We start from the raw sequence: 17,939 nt of genomic DNA, 5'->3' as shown, positions 1-17,939 counted from the left end.
TATTCTTCCCCTATGAGAGCATGCATGATTGATCGCGTGGCGGTGATCACCGGGGGAGCTCGCGGAATCGGCCGTGGCATTGCTCTGGAGCTTGCCGCCGAAGGCTGGTCGGTTGCATTTACCTACCGAACAAGTGAGCAGTCCGCGCAAGAAACCGCCGCCGCGATTGCAGCGCAGGGCAAGAAAGCAGAGGCCATTCGTTGCGATGTGTCGGATGCGGTCGCTGGACGACGCATGCTCGAACAGGTCGAGCAAACCTGGGGCCGAATCGACGCACTGATCCACTGTGCTGGCCCGTACCATCGGGTGAATTTGATGGAGGAAACACCCGAGGGATGGGCCTCCATGCTCGACAACAACTTACATCCGGTCTTTTATCTGACCCAGGCTGTCGCCCCCGGCATGAAAGCCAGACGGTATGGTCGTATCATTACGTTCAGCATGGCGAATGCCGATCAGATGATTGCACAGCCCGATGTTACTGCGCACTACATTGCGAAAGCCGGCATCCTCATTCTGACGCGCACGTGGGCGAAGATGCTGGCGCCATTTGGAATTACCGCAAATGCCATCTCACCCGGATTCATCGATTCGGGAGGCGCGCCGGCAGAGGAGTTAGCCGGGATGGTCAAACGGATACCGGCGGGTTACGTCGGTGAGGTCAGGGATACGGTTGCGGCTGCGCGATTTCTGCTCTCAGATGAAGCGCGTTATGTCAGTGGAACGAACATCCACGTCAGCGGCGGCTGGGGGATCTGAGGGTGCTGAAAAAGGCATCCACCTTCGTTTTCGGCTCAAACAAATCCTCGACGTAGCCGAGGCTACGCCTCCGGTTTGTTCTCGCCTCGGGCCTCGTTCGAGCACCCTCAAGGAAGAATGTTGGAGACACCAAGAGTGAGGTTACTCTTTATTGAAGGCTTTCTTTAGCAGCGGCTCAATCTCGCCCTTTTTTTCCATCGGATCTAGGATATCCGTGTCGCCATAGAACGTGCCATTGATGAAGACCTTCGGGAGAGTCGGCCAATTCGTAATCTTCGTGAGTGCCTCTCGCTTTGCCGGGTTCTGAAGCACGTCGATTAGTTCATACGGGTAACCGTATTTATCAAAAAACTGCATCGTCTCGCGCGTAAATCCGCACATCGGCATGGTTTTCGTTCCCTTGCCATAGATCAAAATCTTGTGCGAGCCGACTTCTTTCTGAATTTCTTCTTCAATGGGATTGCTCATAGACTATTCCCCCTTCATTTATACGGGATGGATGCTCAAAAAAAGGCCGGCCAACGCGGCCGCAGGTGAAGAAAGCACCGCAGGTGTACCCTCTGGGGTACATTGAGGATGCTTCAGAACGGAGAACAAAGTTGACGGCCTTTTTTCAGCATCCATCAGATGTCTCGGCCTTGAGTTCCAGCGCATGGATCCGGCCATCCTTCATTGGTTCATCCAGCGCCTGATAAATCATGCGATGGCGATCCAACAAGTTTTTCCCTTTGAACAGGTCGGATATTACCCGGACCGAAAGATGATCCATCGTGCCGGTCCGGTCGGTCACAGCCACCGTTGCATCGGGTAACGCCCGACGAACATAGGCGGTCAATACATCGGAGCTGATCATGGTATCTCCCCCACTGCAATCACCATAGCGTAAATATTGCGAAAAACGCAATTCCCCCTTAGGGCTGACATCACTGTCTGAGAAAAGCCCGGATCGGGCTTACCTGAGACCTACACAGCCCGAGAATGATAGATGTTTTTAGACTAAAGCGCCTGCTGCATCGACTGGAAAAGGCACAGAGGATCTCGGACACAGAAAACATGTCACGGCACGGGCATTGAGTGCAGTTACGCAGTGTCTATGAGGACGCTAAGGCTTGGTATTGAGGACAGTATCGACGTTGGCAAGCAGCTCTTTCAACTCAAACGGCTTTTCTAAAGTAGAGACCGCACCAAAGCGCTTCGCTACATCCAGCGCATCAAAATGAATCTTCCGACTTCCCCCGGATAAGGCAATCACTTTGACAGTCGGACATTCGCGCCGCAACTCACGAATCACCTCTAGACCATCTTTTTCCGGCATCAAGATATCCGTGATAATCAGATCGGCAGCGTGCTCACGCCATAATCGCATGGCGACTTCGCCATTGGAGGCCTCCACCACGGTATGCTGGGCACCCTCCAACACCTGCCGAAGCATATTGAGGACCATCTTGTCGTCGTCAATAATAAGAATACGTGCCATGTCGTCTGTCACCGTTCAAAATGTTGTCGTTCTGCTCGAGTACGCTGCGGATCTGTTCGTCAAGAGTGTACCACGCATTACAGTTCATGCAGGATTTCTCCTCAACGTATGTTGTCATTCACGTGCATCACGAGAAGGTGCAGGTCTTGACGTTGGCAACAAGCAATGCTCTTAGAGCCTGCTGGGCCCCCTTTACGGGCGGCATTTGCACGTACTCGGATCCTAGAGAATATCGTCTTTCGTGGACGATGATCGCCGAACCCTGTCCCGAACGGGTCAAAGAGCCGTTCTAGTTGCTTGCGCAGAAGGACATTGGAACGACTGACAAGAAGATTCCTGCGACCACTTGTCTATGCCGGCCACTTCAATCGCAAAAACTGTAAACGCGGCTGCAGCGATGGTGCCGATCTCATGGCATAATGATGTATGGCATCTCTCATCTGGACGTTGGGCCACTCCACGAGGCCAATGGAAACCTTTCTTGCCTTGTTGAAGGCCCACGCGATCCACCAGGTGGTCGACGTACGGGCGTTCCCTTCTTCACGCCGCCATCCTCAATTTCACGCGGCGGCCTTGACCGCGAGTCTCCGGGAAGCCGGCCTGGCGTACCATCACCTCCCCTTACTCGGCGGCCGGAGAAAAAGTCATCCCGATTCGATCAATCAGGCGTGGCGAAACAGCAGCTTTCGTGGATATGCGGATTACATGCAGACGGAACCGTTCCAGGAAGGATTGTCCCAGCTCATAACCTATGCGGAGGGCGAGACGACCGCGATTATGTGTGCCGAAGCCGTTCCATGGCGGTGTCATCGTTCTTTGATCGCCGATGCGCTCGTCAGCCTGGGATGGGAGGTACGGCACATTATGACTTCGAGGACGGTCAACCTCCATCGCTTACCCTCCTTCGCAACTAAAGAGGACGGCAGACTTGTATACCGCGGGGCTGGTGAAGCGTCCGGGCCGTCCCTATTCTGATTTTGGGCATCATGCCCGATTCACTATGGCGAGTCCAGACTGGAAGAAGACGTCTTGAAAGATGCCTCCGCGTAGGGACTGGCAGCCGACGACTTCGATTGTTCAATCATGCCCGGAGGCTCGTTACGAATTGATCCCCAACGATTCCCCTGTGTGTGAAAATCGAGCCTCTGTGGGGTCTTCACTGGCGACGTTGCGCAGTGGGAGCTGAATGGTAAATGTCGCTCCATCCCCCGGATGGCTTTTGAGTGAAATCTGGCCCTGATGCTCCGATATAATGCCATAACTGATGGACAGGCCTAAACCGGTCCCCTCCCCGACGGGTTTGGTCGTGAAGAAGGGATCGAAAATACGCCCCTGGTGCTCGGCAGAAATGCCGATTCCGCTGTCTTGAAAGACGATGTGAACCCTGTCGCCCTGCACGGCACTGCTCAAGGAGATGGACTTTTGGGGCCTGGAATCGACGGCATCGCGCGCATTGGCCAGAAGATTAAGAAAAACCTGTTCCAACTGAATCCGGTTGCCGAGCACCACGGGATTCGCCGGAGACCATGAGGCATTCAGCTCGATCATCCTGAGGCGCAATTGTTCCTGCATGAGGTCGACCGCAGAGCTGAGCACCTCATTAACCAAGACAGGTTCCCGCTCCATCGGCGCCATACGCCCGAATGCCCGAAGATGGTTGATAATCGTCGATGCCTTCTGCACCTGTGCCATCGCCACTTTCAAGGGAACCAACAATCCCTCACGCTCAATCGATTGCGTATGGACTTGATCGATCAGATTACCGACAATGAGGTTGATATTGTTTAATGGATTGTTCAGTTCATGCGCCACACCGGTGGTCAATTCTCCTAAACTGGCCAACTTCGCGCTCTGAACGAGTTGCGCCTGCTTTTCACGCAACTCCTGCTCCCGGCGCTCCGCTTCGTGTAAGAGTTGTGCCCGTTCCTCCTCCGCCTGACGGCGGGCCGTGATGTCCATTGCCACGCCGGCTGCGCGAATCGGTCGCTTCTCCTCATCCCGGACAATTTTTCCTTTCGGGAGGAGCCAGCGCACGGTCCCGTCCGGCCAGACGACGCGGAATTCCGTTTCAAAAATCGTCAACCGCGCCATCGCGTCTGCAATTTCCGTTCGCAGCCGAAGTCGGTCGTCTAGATGAACACGTTCCCACCAGTCGTCCAAACGACGGGCCGAAGCGTCGTCCTGGACACCGACCATCCCATTCATCCGCGAGGACGCCGACATCCGGCCGGTTTGCAGATTGATTTCCCATGTTCCCAGTTGGGCGCCGTCCAGAGCCAGACTCAGCCGCTCTTCCCGTTCTTCGAGCGTCCGTTCCCGACGGATCGCCCTCAGGAGCAATACGGTCACGGTCCAGATGACCGCAACCCACAGCAAACGGTTGGCAATACCCATCCAATTTGCCAATGCTGCCCGGGGCAGAAAGAGCCCAGCCATAATCAAAGCGACGCACAACCCTCCCACAGATTTGAGAAACAGAGGGTGATGGCGGAACAGCCGTGACGTTAACCATAGCGGAAAGAGATACAGTACCCAGAAGGCGAGGCCGACAGGTGTCGACAAGTCCACGAAGAAAATGGCTCCGACCAGCCCGAGCGTGGCAGTGGCCGCAAGATACGGCCAGAGTTGAGTGATAAAGCGATTCATCTAGGTCGTGGCCCCAACAAAGTACCGTGCTACAGCGACGCTAAGTACTCAGCTTTACGTCATCCTTACAAGAGACATATTGTGGACTGACAAGCAAAAGGTGTCCATAGCCTTGCCTATTACGAAAACACTAGTCAGCTTATCAACGACTTACGTTTGCAATGAGCAGTGAACACCATGCGGACTATCAGCCATTGACGCGCAGACACATCCCTGGGAAGGAGACCTTCCGTAAGGAGCAGAGCGACCCATGGCACATGACGCGATTACCGACGCGGTTACCGGCAACGTGACCGGTGTCGACATGACGGACGCGATGTTGCAGATTGCCGGACGCAATGGCCGATTGTCGCTCTAGATAACATGCCTTATTTCGAAAGATATTTCGAATCTTGAAACCCGGGATTTGCTCTAAAACGCTGCGGCGTCCTCGAATCATCCTCCTACGATGCCACTTCGCCTTGATGAGATCTCGCCTCCGGACACCTTTCCGACTGATGAAATGTCTTGCAGCTCCGCCGGCAGCTGTTGTCGGCACAATGATGGGGAAACGCGTTCATTCAATCGAAGAAGAGACCTGGTAGAATTTGAATGGGCGCTCTCGGCGAGAACGTGCCATAGAGCGGCGAGCCCGTTGCCTTGCGAACCTGGCCGAGTCATAGAGAGGTGCGCGATGAAACCAGAACGCCAACTTGATGGATTGCTGTCCGGCTATGTCGCAGATTTTGTCGCCCGCAATCGTGCCGCACGCATGCTCAAACAACAACTTGATCGAGTAGGAGTGGGGTTCAGTCCGCTAGCAGACCACCTCACCTTTCGAACCTACGATATCGATGACCGCGCGGAGGAATTTATTGGATTGGGGTACAGCTTTTCGGAAACGATTGAATACCAAGACTGGTTTGCCAAAGTTTATCGCAAACCTGGCTATCCCGCTCTGTTTATCGACCAGGCCTATACGGACGCACGTGGCCGGACGAGCATCATCCCCGGATGGGTCGCGCAATTCGGAGATCGTACACTACATCATATCGCCGTACGTGTAGAAGATATCGATGTGGCAATCGGGCGATTGCAACAGGAAGGGATTCACTTCGCCGGATCGATCATCGGTGAGCGCGGCGGACCATTGCGACAGATTTTTACGGTTCCCGAGGATCTCAACGGTGCACCGTTCTCGGTTGTGGAACTGACGGAACGGCACGAAGGCTTCCTCGGATTTTCCCCGCCGCAAGCGGATGGCCTCATGCGTTCGACGGCGAAGTCAGGGGAAGGAATAAAAGGAGAGAGGGGGTAAGCGGTACAAGTGATGAGAGACTCTTGACGCCTACCCCCTATCCCACATCTCTCTACTGCATTACCCCATCATCTCCTTATATAGCTTCCTTTCCCCTTTACCCCTTACCCCCGGCATGTTAAGGTGCACTCCTTCTTCACGAAGGAGGTGCCGTGGTTTGGGACCCCAAAGATCCTTGGACGCCGAAAAACGATCCTCTCGATGAGGCGCTCCGTCAGGCGAAGTCGCATCTGCGGCAGTTTAAAGGCCTCCGTCCGATTATCCTCGCGGTCGCCGCGCTGCTATTTATCTGGCAAAGTGCTTTTATCGTCGCGCCTGATGAAGAAGGCGTCGTGAAACGATTCGGTGAGGTCGTTCGAAGCGTTGGTCCCGGTCCTCACCTGAAAGTGCCATTCATTGAAACGGTGGCAAGGCCCAAGGTGGAAAAGCTGCATCGTGTCGAAATCGGCTTTCGCACCGATCAGCAAGGACGGCAACGTATGTTGCCGAAAGAAGCGCTCATGCTGACCGGTGATGAAAACATCATCGGCATCGAATTTATCATTCAATATAAAATCAAAAACGCCAAGGACTACTTGTTCCGCGTGGACGAAATCGATGAAACGATCCAGAAAGCGGCAGAGGCGTCGATGCGGGAAGTGGTCGGCAAAAGCAAGATCGATGAAGCCTTAACGTCGGGCAAGGCGCAAATTCAGGATGACACGCAGACTCTGCTACAGACGATTCTCGATTCCTACCAGGCCGGAGTGCAAATCGCAGCCGTACAACTGCAAGATGTCGATCCGCCGGAAGCCGTCGTCGCGGCCTTTAAGGATGTCGCCAGTGCCAAGGAAGATCGCGAGAAACTGATCAACCAAGCGCAAGGCTACCGCAACGACATTATCCCGAGAGCCAAGGGAGAAGCGGCGCAAGTGATTAATCAAGCCAAAGGGTATGCACAAGCCCGTATCACCAGGGCTCAAGGTGAAACGGACCGGTTCCTCAAGACGCTCAAAGAATACACCCAGGCGAAAGATATCATCACGAAGCGGCTCTATATCGAAACGATGGAAGAAGTGTTGCCAGGAATCGATAAGGTCATCGTTGATGGAAAGGCAGGCGATAAGCTCCTGCCGTTCCTTCCACTCGATCGCTTGCAAAAACCGGTGGCGGCAACCCCGGATGAGAAGAAATGATCTCATGACCAAGCAAAATTTCATTTTGGCATTGATCGGTGTGGTGGTCCTGCTCTTCGTCTTAGGGGCCTCGCCGCTGTTTGTCGTCGATCTCACCCAAAGCGCGATTGTCGTGCAACTCGGAAAGCCGGTGCGGAGCATCACTGAACCGGGACTGCAATGGAAGGTGCCGTTCATACAAGACGTGACCTATTTTGATAAACGGCTGCTCGATTATGATTCCGGGGCCCAAGACGTGATTACGAAAGACAAGAAAACGCTGCTGATCGATAACTTCGCAAAATGGCGGATCACCGACCCCTTAAAGGTGTATCAAGCCTTCCAGACGCAGCGGAGCGCCTACAAGCGACTTGACGACATCATTTATTCAGAATTACGCGTAGAGGTTGGCCGCCATGATCTGTCTGAGATCGTCTCAAAAACCAGATCGGATATTATGTCAATTGTGACGAAACGGGGCAATGAAAAGGCGGCAGCCTATGGCATTGAGATCGTGGACGTGCGTATCAAGCGCGCCGATCTCCCCGAGCAGAATGAAAAAGCCGTGTTTGCCCGTATGCAGGCCGAGCGCGAGCGTGAAGCGAAGCAGTATCGCGCCGAGGGCGCGGAGGAAGCTCAGAAAATCAGATCCGATGCGGAGAAAGATCGCGAGATTCTGTTGGCTGAGGCTTACAAAACTGCCGAGGAATTACGCGGTGAGGGCGATGCCAAGGCGTTTAAGCAATATGCCGATGCCTATCGCCAAGACCCGAAGTTCTTCGAATTTACCCGTTCAATGGAAGCCTACAAGAAATCTTTCAACGGCCGTTCCACCCTCGTTCTCACCCCGGACTCGGAATTCTTCAAGTATCTCAGACAGCGCTAGAGCCTGCCCCGCGAACGGGTCGGTGGCTGCACATTTTTAAGAGAGCCCGACAATCTGGTTCGTCTCTGGATCTACGTCTATGCGTTCCCCGGCGGGATGTGCGGGTAATCCGGGCATGAGCTGGATGCCGGAGCAAAGCGCCGTTAAAAAACCCGCTCCGGCTAGAACCCTAACCTCTTTGATCGGCACGGTAAAACCGGTGGGTCGTCCCTTGAGGGCTGGATCGTGAGAGAGCGAAAGCGGGGTCTTGGCCATACACACCGGCCATCCATCCCAGCCCAAGCGCGAAGCCGTTTCAATCTGCTCTTCCGCCGCCGGCTCAAAAACGACTCCACTCGCCCCGTACATACGGGTGGCGACAGTATTTATTTTCTCTTTGATCGGCATGGTGCCAGGATAGAGAAAGCGAAATCCAGACGGCTTCCGGCACGCCGCCACGACCTCTTCAACGAGTGCCTCGGCTCCTTTTCCCCCATCAGCCCAGTGAGTGGAAACTGCCGCGCCCACGGCCCCCGCTTCCAAGGCACGTTGCCTGACATACTGCCACTCTTCTTGCGAATCTCCTTCAAAACCGTTGATGGCCACAACAACCGGCACACCGTATGTTGTGACATTCGCGATGTGTTGCTCCAGGTTGGCGATGCCCTTGGCTAAGGCTTTGGGGTTCGGGCCGGTCAATCCCGGTGGCAACGGAGATCCGGCCTTTGCCACACCACCGCCTCCATGGAGCTTTAAGGCGCGTAAGGTGGCCACGATGACGGCAGCATCCGGCTTGAGCCCCGAGGCGCGGCACTTGATATTGAAAAACTTCTCTGCGCCAAGGTCGCTCCCGAAACCAGCCTCCGTAATCACATAGTCGGCGCAACGCAACGCCAGCGCATCCGAAAGGATCGAGCAGTTGCCATGTGCAATGTTGCCGAACGGCCCCGTGTGGACAAAGGCTGGCGTGCCTTCCAAGGTTTGGACTAGATTAGGGTGCAAGGCATCCTTCAACAAAGCCGCCATGGCTCCGGCACACTTTAGCTCCTCTGACGCCACCGGCCTCCCCTGTTGGGTAAAACCGGCGACGATACGACCCAGCCGCTTCCGCAGATCCTGGGCTCCGGAGGCAAGGGCTAGGATCGCCATAACCTCAGAGGCCTCAGTAATCACGAACCGCCCCATGCGAACATGGCCTTCACCATCTCCAATCCGTATAGTACGAAGAGCCCGGTCGCTGACGCTCATCGCACGAGGCCATCCTATGCGGGTTGGATCCAAATGAAGCTCATTTCCATGAAAGAGATGGTTATCTATGAAGGCTGACAACAGATTATGGCTGGCCGCAACGGCATAAGCGTCCCCGGTTAAATGCAGATTAATGTCTTCCATCGGAACCACTTGCGCTCGCCCGCCTCCAGTCCCTCCGCCCTTCATACCGAATACAGGTCCTATTGAAGGCTGACGGAGCGTGACGACAGCCTGATACCCTCTCCGGCAGAAACCCATAGCAAGCCCGATTGAGGTCGTAGTCTTGCCTTCTCCTAAGGGTGTCGGATTGATGGCTGTCACAAGAATATAGCGGCCGGTGGGATACTCTTTAAGTCGCTCCAATGCCGATAAGGCGACCTTGGCCTTTGTCCTGCCATAAGAGATGACCTCCTCGGGAAGCAAGCCAAGCATCTCGCCGATTTCTTCGATTGGCTTTACTTTTGCCGAACGCGCGATTTCCAGGTCTGTCACCCTTAATCCCTCCTTGTGACAGGCGAAGATAGCAGTGTAACACACTCCCTCTATGGCGCTGCAGAGGTGAGGAAGCGATCAGGATCTCGCGATTATCGGAAAGCAGCGTTCAATAAAGGAAAGGCAGAGAAGAATACCAAAAGGGGAGAAGAACCTACAGGATTAGTCCAAAACATACCGCTGTGGGTCTACCGCATGATTGTTGGACTTAATATGGTAATGCAAGTGTGGGCCGGTTGATAGGCCAGTACTCCCGACAAGGCCAATGACATCACCCCGTCGAACCTTCTGGCCGCTTTTGACGAGAATTTTCGCCAGGTGTCCATATTGTGTCTCTGTGCCATATCCATGGTCAATGCCCACTAAATTCCCCATTCTTGGGTCAAAGCCGGTGACCACCACTCTGCCTGCGGCGGGAGATTGAACCGGGGTATTAAACGGTGCGGCAATATCAACTCCTTCATGGACCGACATTTGTCCGGTAAATGGTGACACCCGCTTCCCGAATCCTGAAGTAATCCACCCTTTAACCGGCCAGATTGAGGGAGTCGCATCCCACTTCGCCTGCTTACTCTCGATAACAGACGTCAAATTCTGAAGAGAGCGTTCTTCTGAGCCGGCTTCATTTTGAAGCCACGTCAGTCCTGCTTGCACCCGTAAGAGCAGCGGGTCTTGGGGCTGATCCTCACCAGCCGTTTCGTATGCAACAGGCTTTACCTCAACAGATTCGCTCGGTTCCATATCCATCCGGCCCAGTTGACCCTGGGCAGGCATCTCGCTATCTCCGCCCTTTCCGTCTAGAACGCCTTCAGCTTTCGGCGCTTCAATCCCCAGCATGAGACGCAGTCGCTGATTGACCTCTTTCATGGCTAAGAGCCGACGCTTCAGGTCATTGACGCTGTTTGAAAATGTCGTTGTCTGTTCACGAACTGATGCCATCTCCGCCCGTAAGGCCTTTAGTTCCCAGATCTCTCCAATGCGCATCACTGTCTGAGAAAGCAGTACTGCCTCAATAATGAGAAGCGCCACTCCAAACCCAATGGCTTTTCGTATGAGAGATCGAGAGAAACTGAATTTGAGGGGACCTGACATTGAGCCCCTGAAGATCATCACTGTGTAAGCATCTTTTGGCTCGTCCATACCCCTACTCCTAATGAGAATCGGTATCTATTCCCCGACAGCGCCAAGTGTAGCCAAACTCACGGCCACGGTCAACATTTTTGTTATAGAATTCAAATAAATCGGCTACTTACGAGTACTATCCACTAGCCAGTTTATATAGTCCTGAGAGCCTTGGACTATTGGAATACCGATGACTTCCGGAACCTTGTAACTATGCAACCGTTTTATAGCGACTGCCAGATCCTCGAACAAATCAGCTCTGGATTTCAATATCATTAAGAATTCCCGCTCTTCTGCTAACTTACCTTCCCATTGAAAGATAGATTTGTTCAGTGCAAGGATGTTTGCACAGGCAGCCAACCCTTGTTTGACCACGTCACGACCGATTGTAGTGGCCTCCTCCTCGGAAGCCGTAGTCACCAGGACAATAATGAGTTGCGATTCCTCAGATCCAAAATGACGTGCTACTTTCGGGTCCATGATATCGTTCTCCCGTTCGTTTCCATTGACACGTGTTAAAACAAAGGGTTATGATCATTGACTTGAAATATGGAGGGTATCATGGGATTTACAATAACTGTCCAAGAGCTCAAGCAGAAAGTGGATATGGGGAATAAGCCATTTTTGCTTGATGTGCGTGAGCCATACGAATATTCCCTCGCCAAGCTGGAAGGGTCGGTCTTAATTCCGTTAGGGACTTTGCCGCAATCCCTTGAAAAGTTGGATCCAAATGAGGAAATCGTGGCCTACTGCCATCATGGAATGCGGAGTGCGGACGCTGTTGGATTCCTCCTTCAACAAGGGTTTACAAACGTCAAGAACTTGGTAGGAGGGATCGATGCCTGGTCTGTCCAGATCGATCCCGCTGTTCCGCGCTACCGGTGACGCTTCGGTCCCTCAGTCAATGAGTACTCCGCGCCAGTTCGTCACGGAAATAGTCGGCGGTCCGCTTTAGACCATCCTCTAGTGTTATTCTCGGCTCCCATCCTATTTCCTGGCGAAGTTTGGTGATATCCACAACACTTCTGGCCTGCTCCCCCTTCTTGGCGGGACCATGAATGCCTTTAAACCCACAGCCGGTGAGCTCGGCAAGCGTCTTAAATAAGTCATTGACGGTGGTTTCCTGGCCGGTCCCGACGTTATACGTACCTTGGATCTCTTGACCCATCACAGCTAGAATGGCCTCGACGACATCCTCTACATATACGAAGTCTCTCGTCTGTCGGCCATTCCCATTAATGATAGGCTGTTCCCCGCCCAACATTTTCTTGGCAAAAATGGACACCACGCCGGCTTCCCCTTCCGGGTCTTGGCGAGGGCCATACACGTTCGCAAAGCGGAGAGTGACATATTGTATGCCGCTGAGATATTGATAGTAGGCCAGATAGTGCTCCCCGGTGAGTTTGGTGATTCCATACGGTGAGAGCGGACGGGTCGGATGGGACTCTGGTGCAGGAAACGTTTCCTGCTCACCGTAGATCGCCCCGCCTGAAGATGCAAAAACAACTTTGCGCGTGCCATGCTTCACCGCCTGTTCCAGCAAATTCAGCATGCCGAGAATATTGACTTGGGCATCGAATACGGGATCGTCAACTGACCGACGGACATTAATCTGAGCGGCTAGATGCACGACGACCGACGGTCGCTCCTTCCGAAACGCTTGTTCCAATCGGGAACTTTGGATATCCGTCTTATAAAACTCCGCAGCGCGATTCAAATTTTTTCGTTTACCTGAGGATAAATTATCGACAACCGCAACTTCCTGTCCCTCCTGAACTAAACGGTCGACTAGATGAGACCCAATAAATCCCGCACCACCTGTCACCAAAATTTTCATGCCGCTCTCCTCAAGAATTCTTTCTACTTCTGCGCTCACCTACCACTGTCTTGATCATGACCAGGAAAATGCGGCGAGAACCTCGCGGTTCCCTTTTTGACCATGCACGGGGGAATCCAAGACCCCAAGGCTAGCCAATCCATGCTGATGAGCGGACGCGATGATTCGTGCACTCACGGCCTGTCGCTGCGCGTCATCCCGGACAATCCCGCCCCGTCCAACTTGGCCACGCCCCACTTCAAATTGCGGCTTGATCAAGGCAATCACGTATGACGGGCGGCGCAGAAATGGAAGCACCGCGGGAAGTACAAGCGAGAGAGAGATAAACGAGACATCAATGACGGCCACATCAATGGGGTCTGGCACTGCGGAAGTTTCGAGATATCGAATATTCCGGCGATCGAGGACAACTACGCGCGGATCCTGCCTGATCCGCCAGTCGAGCTGACCATATCCCACATCCACGGCATAAACCCGTTGTGCGCCACGCTGTAGCAGACAATCGGTGAAGCCTCCCGTCGAAGCCCCCACATCCATGGCAATCAGACCGTCTGGATCAACATGAAACGCATCCAGCGCCGCCTCGAGCTTCCGGCCGCCCCGGCTGACGTATGGTTCGGCCTTTCCAACGATTTCTATTTTTGCCGCTTGAGGTACCAGACGGGCCTGCTTGTCCACAGGCATACCGTCCACGCGAACATTGCCCGAGAGGATCAATCGCCCAGCCTGCTCGCGGCTCTCGGCCAGCCCACGTAGCACCAGCGCACGGTCCAATCGATCACGGCCTGGTTTCTGTCGCATGAGGAACTGAATCGACACAGTCGGAAAGGAAATGGCAGGCGACAACGGCTTAGCCTGACGGGAGGGATTCATCGGCCTCTTCAGACCCAAGATTGTAGGCCCGAAGCCGCTTTTTCCCATCCTTATCCTGGATTAAAATTTCGACCTTCCGCTCGGCTTCATCCAACATCTTCAAGCACGTCTTTGAGAGTCGGATTCCCTCTTCGAAAATCTTCAAGGACTCATCAAGCGGTAGATCGCCATTTTCCAATTCAGTGGCAATGGTCTCCAACCGAGCCAATGCGTCTTCAAATTTAACAGTCGTAGCCATGCTCGTACACCAGTGAAGAGGATCGTATTATAGACCTAACCTCAGGTCAAGGGCGAGAATCGGGCAGAACATAACGAACTTCGCACCTCAGTCGTCCTTCTGCCAGCGTGATACCGACTTGCTCATGAACCGCGACATCGGACGCTTTTCTCACAATCCTGCTATCAGGAACGGTCTGCACGATGCTATACCCGCGCGCGAGAGTTGCGAGCGGACTGAGACTGTCCAGGGCTGACGCTAAGGATCGCATTCTCTCCCGACGGAAAGCCAACCGCGTATGCAGACACTCTTCCACTCGCTTGATGAGGTAGGGCACTGATAAGAGGTTCGCGCGGATTTTGTTGCGAGGACTGCAGAGCATACTGTGGTGTCGTGCCAGTTGAACGCGTTGACGAAAGTTTTCTAAATATTCTCTGAACGACGTGCGCAATCGTTCGGCGGCGTCATCGAGTTGTTGACTGTAGCGCTGGATGCGGAACAAGAGCAGCGCGATTGCGCCACAGTGATCCGCAACCCGGCGCTGGACATGATCGACACGGGCTCGCATGGCACGTTCCTGACGCTCCTTCATATCCTGAATCATGCGCACCAGATCCTGAAGAACCGGTGCGACGGCTTCAGCGGCGGCTGATGGCGTCGGCGCACGATAGTCCGACGCAAAATCAGCCAAGGTGTAGTCCATTTCATGGCCAATGGCCGACACAACGGGCACATGCGAAGCGGCGATGGCCCGCACGACCTGTTCGTCGTTAAAGCACCACAGATCTTCCCAGGACCCGCCGCCTCGTCCAACGATGATCACGTCCACATCGCCGGACAGGCTCAGCGCACGGATGGCACGGGCAATCTGTTCAGCTGCTGCATCGCCTTGCACCGCAACGGGATGAATCAAAACCTTGAGAATCGAACACCGCCGATGTAGAACGGTCAGGATGTCTTGGATTGCCGCCCCCGATAACGACGTGATCACGCCAATACAGCGGGGGAGCAAAGGCAACGGACGCTTGCGGCTTGAATCAAAGAGTCCTTCACGTGCCAGCTTTTCCTTCAACTGTTCAAAGGCGATCTGAAGTGCGCCAATCCCTTTCGGCTCCAGATAATCGAGGACAATTTGATATTCTCCGCGGGGCTCATACACAGTGAGTCGTCCACGAACAATAACATGAACCCCTTCCCGCACCGTAAATCGAAGCCGTTGCGCACCGGTCCGAAAGAGGATCGCTCGAATCTGGCTGGCTTGATCCTTCAAGGTGAAATAGAGATGGCCGGACCCAGGCGTACGGAGATTGGAAACTTCGCCTTCGATCCAAAGATCCGGGAACCCCTGTTCCAATCGGTCTCGGACCAGCAGCGTGAGCTCTGACACGGTGAGGATTTTTTGTGGGGTCCCGAGCATGGTGCTTCGCAGAGCCTACAGTCGCGAAGGAAGACCCAGCCCTGCCTTCAATCCGGAATGCGAAACCGTTGAATGCGGGTCGCTTTCCCGAGCTGACTGTCCAATTCGATCAACACGGCGGACAAGACCGCCGGCCCTGTGGCGACCTCAAAACGGCGGGGCATTCCCGTCAAAAATTTTTCAATCGCCAATTCCTTTTTAATGCCAATGACGGAATGAATCGGCCCGGTCATTCCGATATCGGTTAGATAGGCCGTTCCATTGGGAAGAATTTGCTCATCGGCCGTTTGCACATGCGTATGCGTTCCAACAACAGCCGAAACATCTCCGTCCAGGTAATGTCCCATCGCCATTTTTTCCGAACTTGCTTCCGCGTGCATGTCGACAACAATGGCTCGTGTCTCCGCCTTGAGCCGTTCGACTTCCCGTCGGCCGACGTGAAACGGGCAATCCAAGGTCGGCATGAAGGCCCGCCCCATGAGTTGAAGCACGGCCACCCGCTCGCCAGCCGGCGTCTCCACAACAAGACTGCCTCGTCCCGGCACTCCCTCCGGGTAGTTCGCCGGCCGTAGGAGCCGCGGCTCATAGCGGATATAATCAGCAATTTCTTTCTTGTCCCAGGCATGGTTGCCAAGGGTAATGATGGCCAATCCCTGGTCGAATAATTCCTGTGCCAGTTCTGGCGTAATGCCGAACCCGCCGGCGGCGTTTTCCCCATTGCCGAACACGATATCGATCTGCTCGTCGGCAACGAGCCGCGGAAGCCGCCGTGCGATGGCGCGCCGCCCCGGCTCCCCCATGATGTCACCGATGAAGAGCACTTTCATAGTGTAATGCCCCTTAAATCCACAACCGTCAGCAATCAGCTTTCGGCCATCAACGTCGTTCCAAACTGACGGCTCTCATTTGGCGAAATCTACGAACCGGCTCTCCCGGATCACGGTCACTTTAATCTGGCCCGGATACGTCAGTTCATCCTGGATGCGCTTCGCGAGTTCTCTCGACATTAGCAACGACTCGGCATCACTCACTTCATCGTGACGCACGATGACACGAATTTCGCGTCCGGCTTGAATCGCGTACGCCTTTTGCACGCCGGCGAAGGCCACCGCAAGCGACTCCAATTTCTCGAGACGCTTGACGTATGATTCCAACGCTTCACGACGCGCGCCCGGCCTGGCTGCGGACAATGCTTCTGCAGCGGCGACCAGGACCGTTTCCGGACAGAGCGGCTCGACTTGCTCATGGTGTGCCGCAATCGCATTCACGACTTTGGTCGATTCACCATAGCGCTTCGCAATCTCCGCACCCAACATGGCGTGAGGACCTTCCTCCTCGTGGCTGACGGCCTTCCCGATATCATGCAGCAGGGCCCCACGCTTAGCTAATTTGACATCACAGCCCAGTTCGGCAGCCATGATCCCGCAGATATAAGAAGCCTCCCTGGCATGGTACAGATTATTCTGTCCATAGCTGGTCCGGTACTTGAGCCGGCCCAGAATTTTGATGAGATCGGGATGGAAATCGGCGAGGCCGACTTCGAAAATAATCTTCTCCGTCTCCTCGATCATCATTTTATCGAGGTCGGTCTTCACTTTTTCGACAATCTCTTCAATGCGAGTCGGATGGATCCGCCCATCATGCATCAATCGCTCGAGTGACACCTTGGCGATTTCCCGCCGGAGCGGGTCGAACCCGGAGATGATCACGGCCTCCGGTGTTTCATCGATAATGAGATCGATGCCCGTGGCCGCCTCAATCGCGCGAATGTTCCGCCCTTCTTTGCCGATGATCCGACCTTTCATCCCATCGTTCGGAATCGGGACCACCGAAATCGTGGCTTCCGACACGTAATCGCGCGTGACACGCTGAATTGACCGGGTGATGATTTCACGCGCCTCTCGCTCGGCATTTTCTTTGGCTTCGTCGAGAATTCGCTTGGCCATGCCGGCCGCTTCATGCTTGGCGACTCCTTCAATCTCCGACATGAGCTGGCGTTTCGCCTCATCAATGGTCATGCCCGATACTTGCTCCAGCGCCTGCCGACGTTCCTTCAGCAGACGTTCGCTCGTCACTTCGGTCCCCGCGATGATCTCTTCCCGTTTAGCAAGAAGGGCTTCGCGTCTTTGCGTCTCCGCTTCGCGCTTTTCTACCATTGTGATCTTGCGCTCTAACTGCTCCTCTTTTTGAACAAACCGCTTGTCTTGACCGGCCCACTCACCCTGCTTCACCTTTTGTTCCCGTTCAATGTCGGCCTTAGCCTGGAGCAACATGTCCTTCGCTTCTAATTTGGCTTCCTTGACCAGGTTTTCAGCCTCCCGCTCCGCGCCCTGTCGAGTCTGACGCGCATACTCATCCGCCTGATGGCGCTCGGCGGTCAGTTTTTTGCGCTGGCTGACTGCGTTGATGGTGATTCCAAGCACAGCCCCCACAATGGCGACAGCGAGGTATGTGACAATATCGGTAAAAATGGTCGGCACCCCCCTTCAGGTCCGTCGGTCATCATTGCATAGCGCTTTGCTCTTCCGCGCA

The 17,939-nt window shown here is 54.3% G+C and carries 19 protein-coding genes; 6 read left to right on the top strand and 13 right to left on the bottom strand.

Annotated features, from left to right (window positions below):
* Positions 1–24 precede the first annotated feature (24 nt).
* Positions 25–759, top strand: coding sequence for an SDR family NAD(P)-dependent oxidoreductase (locus tag ACWHYZ_RS04370; protein ID WP_447986069.1), 735 nt, complete (start codon positions 25–27; stop codon positions 757–759).
* A 141-nt stretch (positions 760–900) separates the two neighbouring features.
* On the opposite strand, the gene ACWHYZ_RS04365 is transcribed toward ACWHYZ_RS04370, so the two are convergent.
* From ACWHYZ_RS04365 to ACWHYZ_RS04355, 3 genes are all read right to left on the bottom strand, one after another.
* A complete protein-coding gene (locus ACWHYZ_RS04365; RefSeq protein ID WP_447986068.1) occupies positions 901–1,227 on the bottom strand; it encodes a glutaredoxin family protein in 327 nt (108 codons plus the stop codon).
* Positions 1,228–1,372: 145 nt separating this feature from the next.
* Positions 1,373–1,612 (bottom strand): BolA/IbaG family iron-sulfur metabolism protein, encoded by a 240-nt coding sequence (locus tag ACWHYZ_RS04360; protein ID WP_447986067.1) that lies wholly within the window; start codon positions 1,610–1,612, stop codon positions 1,373–1,375.
* Between the two features lie 249 nt (positions 1,613–1,861).
* Complete coding sequence (locus ACWHYZ_RS04355) at positions 1,862–2,236, bottom strand: response regulator (RefSeq protein ID WP_447986066.1); 375 nt, start codon at positions 2,234–2,236, stop codon at positions 1,862–1,864.
* 468 nt (positions 2,237–2,704) lie between these two features.
* On the opposite strand from ACWHYZ_RS04355, the gene ACWHYZ_RS04350 reads away from it, so the two are divergent.
* Positions 2,705–3,211 carry a DUF488 domain-containing protein gene (locus ACWHYZ_RS04350; protein ID WP_447986065.1) on the top strand — a complete coding sequence of 169 codons (507 nt, stop codon included), beginning with the start codon at positions 2,705–2,707 and terminating at the stop codon, positions 3,209–3,211.
* 123 nt (positions 3,212–3,334) lie between these two features.
* Here the strand turns inward: ACWHYZ_RS04350 and ACWHYZ_RS04345 are convergent, their stop codons facing one another.
* Entirely contained in the window at positions 3,335–4,882 is a 1,548-nt protein-coding gene (locus ACWHYZ_RS04345) for a sensor histidine kinase (protein WP_447986064.1), read from the bottom strand.
* A gap of 673 nt (positions 4,883–5,555) precedes the next feature.
* Here ACWHYZ_RS04345 and ACWHYZ_RS04340 point away from each other — a divergent pair.
* From ACWHYZ_RS04340 to hflC, 3 genes are all read left to right on the top strand, one after another.
* Positions 5,556–6,179, top strand: coding sequence for a VOC family protein (locus ACWHYZ_RS04340; RefSeq protein WP_447986063.1), 624 nt, complete (start codon positions 5,556–5,558; stop codon positions 6,177–6,179).
* A 152-nt stretch (positions 6,180–6,331) separates the two neighbouring features.
* Positions 6,332–7,354 carry an FtsH protease activity modulator HflK gene (hflK, locus tag ACWHYZ_RS04335; RefSeq protein WP_447986062.1) on the top strand — a complete coding sequence of 341 codons (1,023 nt, stop codon included), beginning with the start codon at positions 6,332–6,334 and terminating at the stop codon, positions 7,352–7,354.
* A gap of 4 nt (positions 7,355–7,358) precedes the next feature.
* Positions 7,359–8,219, top strand: coding sequence for a protease modulator HflC (gene hflC, locus ACWHYZ_RS04330; RefSeq protein WP_447986061.1), 861 nt, complete (start codon positions 7,359–7,361; stop codon positions 8,217–8,219).
* Between the two features lie 36 nt (positions 8,220–8,255).
* Here hflC and ACWHYZ_RS04325 read toward each other — a convergent pair whose 3' ends face one another.
* The 3 genes from ACWHYZ_RS04325 to cutA form a co-directional block, all read right to left on the bottom strand.
* Positions 8,256–9,941 (bottom strand): formate--tetrahydrofolate ligase, encoded by a 1,686-nt coding sequence (locus tag ACWHYZ_RS04325; RefSeq protein ID WP_447986060.1) that lies wholly within the window; start codon positions 9,939–9,941, stop codon positions 8,256–8,258.
* A 162-nt stretch (positions 9,942–10,103) separates the two neighbouring features.
* Positions 10,104–11,081 carry a M23 family metallopeptidase gene (locus ACWHYZ_RS04320; RefSeq protein ID WP_447986059.1) on the bottom strand — a complete coding sequence of 326 codons (978 nt, stop codon included), beginning with the start codon at positions 11,079–11,081 and terminating at the stop codon, positions 10,104–10,106.
* Between the two features lie 105 nt (positions 11,082–11,186).
* Positions 11,187–11,543 (bottom strand): divalent-cation tolerance protein CutA, encoded by a 357-nt coding sequence (cutA, locus tag ACWHYZ_RS04315; RefSeq protein WP_447986058.1) that lies wholly within the window; start codon positions 11,541–11,543, stop codon positions 11,187–11,189.
* Between the two features lie 81 nt (positions 11,544–11,624).
* Between cutA and ACWHYZ_RS04310 the strand changes: the two genes are divergently transcribed.
* Positions 11,625–11,948 carry a rhodanese-like domain-containing protein gene (locus ACWHYZ_RS04310; protein WP_447986057.1) on the top strand — a complete coding sequence of 108 codons (324 nt, stop codon included), beginning with the start codon at positions 11,625–11,627 and terminating at the stop codon, positions 11,946–11,948.
* 16 nt (positions 11,949–11,964) lie between these two features.
* On the opposite strand, the gene ACWHYZ_RS04305 is transcribed toward ACWHYZ_RS04310, so the two are convergent.
* The 6 genes from ACWHYZ_RS04305 to rny all read right to left on the bottom strand — a co-directional run bounded on the left by ACWHYZ_RS04305 (position 11,965) and on the right by rny (position 17,878).
* The gene (locus ACWHYZ_RS04305) at positions 11,965–12,900 is read right to left on the bottom strand and encodes an NAD-dependent epimerase/dehydratase family protein (RefSeq protein WP_447986056.1); all 936 of its coding nucleotides are present in this window, start codon (positions 12,898–12,900) and stop codon (positions 11,965–11,967) included.
* 54 nt (positions 12,901–12,954) lie between these two features.
* Positions 12,955–13,773: a TlyA family RNA methyltransferase gene (locus tag ACWHYZ_RS04300; protein ID WP_447986055.1), complete on the bottom strand. Its 819-nt coding sequence runs from the start codon at positions 13,771–13,773 to the stop codon at positions 12,955–12,957.
* Positions 13,751–14,011 carry an exodeoxyribonuclease VII small subunit gene (gene xseB, locus ACWHYZ_RS04295; RefSeq protein WP_447986054.1) on the bottom strand — a complete coding sequence of 87 codons (261 nt, stop codon included), beginning with the start codon at positions 14,009–14,011 and terminating at the stop codon, positions 13,751–13,753. Before xseB ends, ACWHYZ_RS04300 begins: the two co-directional genes overlap by 23 nt.
* Positions 14,012–14,057: 46 nt before the next feature.
* Positions 14,058–15,407 (bottom strand): exodeoxyribonuclease VII large subunit, encoded by a 1,350-nt coding sequence (xseA, locus tag ACWHYZ_RS04290; RefSeq protein WP_447986053.1) that lies wholly within the window; start codon positions 15,405–15,407, stop codon positions 14,058–14,060.
* Between the two features lie 47 nt (positions 15,408–15,454).
* The gene (locus ACWHYZ_RS04285; RefSeq protein ID WP_447986052.1) at positions 15,455–16,234 is read right to left on the bottom strand and encodes a TIGR00282 family metallophosphoesterase; all 780 of its coding nucleotides are present in this window, start codon (positions 16,232–16,234) and stop codon (positions 15,455–15,457) included.
* A 75-nt stretch (positions 16,235–16,309) separates the two neighbouring features.
* Positions 16,310–17,878 carry a ribonuclease Y gene (gene rny, locus ACWHYZ_RS04280; RefSeq protein WP_447987514.1) on the bottom strand — a complete coding sequence of 523 codons (1,569 nt, stop codon included), beginning with the start codon at positions 17,876–17,878 and terminating at the stop codon, positions 16,310–16,312.
* Positions 17,879–17,939: the final 61 nt, after the last annotated feature.

The sequence above is a fragment of the Nitrospira sp. Nam74 genome, from assembly GCF_965152615.1.
The sequence above is the reverse complement of the archived record's forward strand: the minus strand, read 5'-3'. Positions and strand labels throughout refer to the sequence as shown.

What these genes read in the sequence shown, in the direction of transcription:
- ACWHYZ_RS04370 (WP_447986069.1), top strand. Translation starts at nt 25, where the DNA reads ATGATTGATCGCGTGGCGGTGATCACCGGGGGAGCTCGCGGAATCGGC.
- ACWHYZ_RS04365 (WP_447986068.1), bottom strand. Translation starts at nt 1,227, where the DNA reads ATGAGCAATCCCATTGAAGAAGAAATTCAGAAAGAAGTCGGCTCGCAC.
- ACWHYZ_RS04360 (WP_447986067.1), bottom strand. Translation starts at nt 1,612, where the DNA reads ATGATCAGCTCCGATGTATTGACCGCCTATGTTCGTCGGGCGTTACCC.
- ACWHYZ_RS04355 (WP_447986066.1), bottom strand. Translation starts at nt 2,236, where the DNA reads ATGGCACGTATTCTTATTATTGACGACGACAAGATGGTCCTCAATATG.
- ACWHYZ_RS04350 (WP_447986065.1), top strand. Translation starts at nt 2,705, where the DNA reads ATGGAAACCTTTCTTGCCTTGTTGAAGGCCCACGCGATCCACCAGGTG.
- ACWHYZ_RS04345 (WP_447986064.1), bottom strand. Translation starts at nt 4,882, where the DNA reads ATGAATCGCTTTATCACTCAACTCTGGCCGTATCTTGCGGCCACTGCC.
- ACWHYZ_RS04340 (WP_447986063.1), top strand. Translation starts at nt 5,556, where the DNA reads ATGAAACCAGAACGCCAACTTGATGGATTGCTGTCCGGCTATGTCGCA.
- hflC (WP_447986061.1), top strand. Translation starts at nt 7,359, where the DNA reads ATGACCAAGCAAAATTTCATTTTGGCATTGATCGGTGTGGTGGTCCTG.
- ACWHYZ_RS04320 (WP_447986059.1), bottom strand. Translation starts at nt 11,081, where the DNA reads ATGGACGAGCCAAAAGATGCTTACACAGTGATGATCTTCAGGGGCTCA.
- cutA (WP_447986058.1), bottom strand. Translation starts at nt 11,543, where the DNA reads ATGGACCCGAAAGTAGCACGTCATTTTGGATCTGAGGAATCGCAACTC.
- ACWHYZ_RS04310 (WP_447986057.1), top strand. Translation starts at nt 11,625, where the DNA reads ATGGGATTTACAATAACTGTCCAAGAGCTCAAGCAGAAAGTGGATATG.
- ACWHYZ_RS04305 (WP_447986056.1), bottom strand. Translation starts at nt 12,900, where the DNA reads ATGAAAATTTTGGTGACAGGTGGTGCGGGATTTATTGGGTCTCATCTA.
- ACWHYZ_RS04300 (WP_447986055.1), bottom strand. Translation starts at nt 13,773, where the DNA reads ATGAATCCCTCCCGTCAGGCTAAGCCGTTGTCGCCTGCCATTTCCTTT.
- xseB (WP_447986054.1), bottom strand. Translation starts at nt 14,011, where the DNA reads ATGGCTACGACTGTTAAATTTGAAGACGCATTGGCTCGGTTGGAGACC.
- xseA (WP_447986053.1), bottom strand. Translation starts at nt 15,407, where the DNA reads ATGCTCGGGACCCCACAAAAAATCCTCACCGTGTCAGAGCTCACGCTG.
- ACWHYZ_RS04285 (WP_447986052.1), bottom strand. Translation starts at nt 16,234, where the DNA reads ATGAAAGTGCTCTTCATCGGTGACATCATGGGGGAGCCGGGGCGGCGC.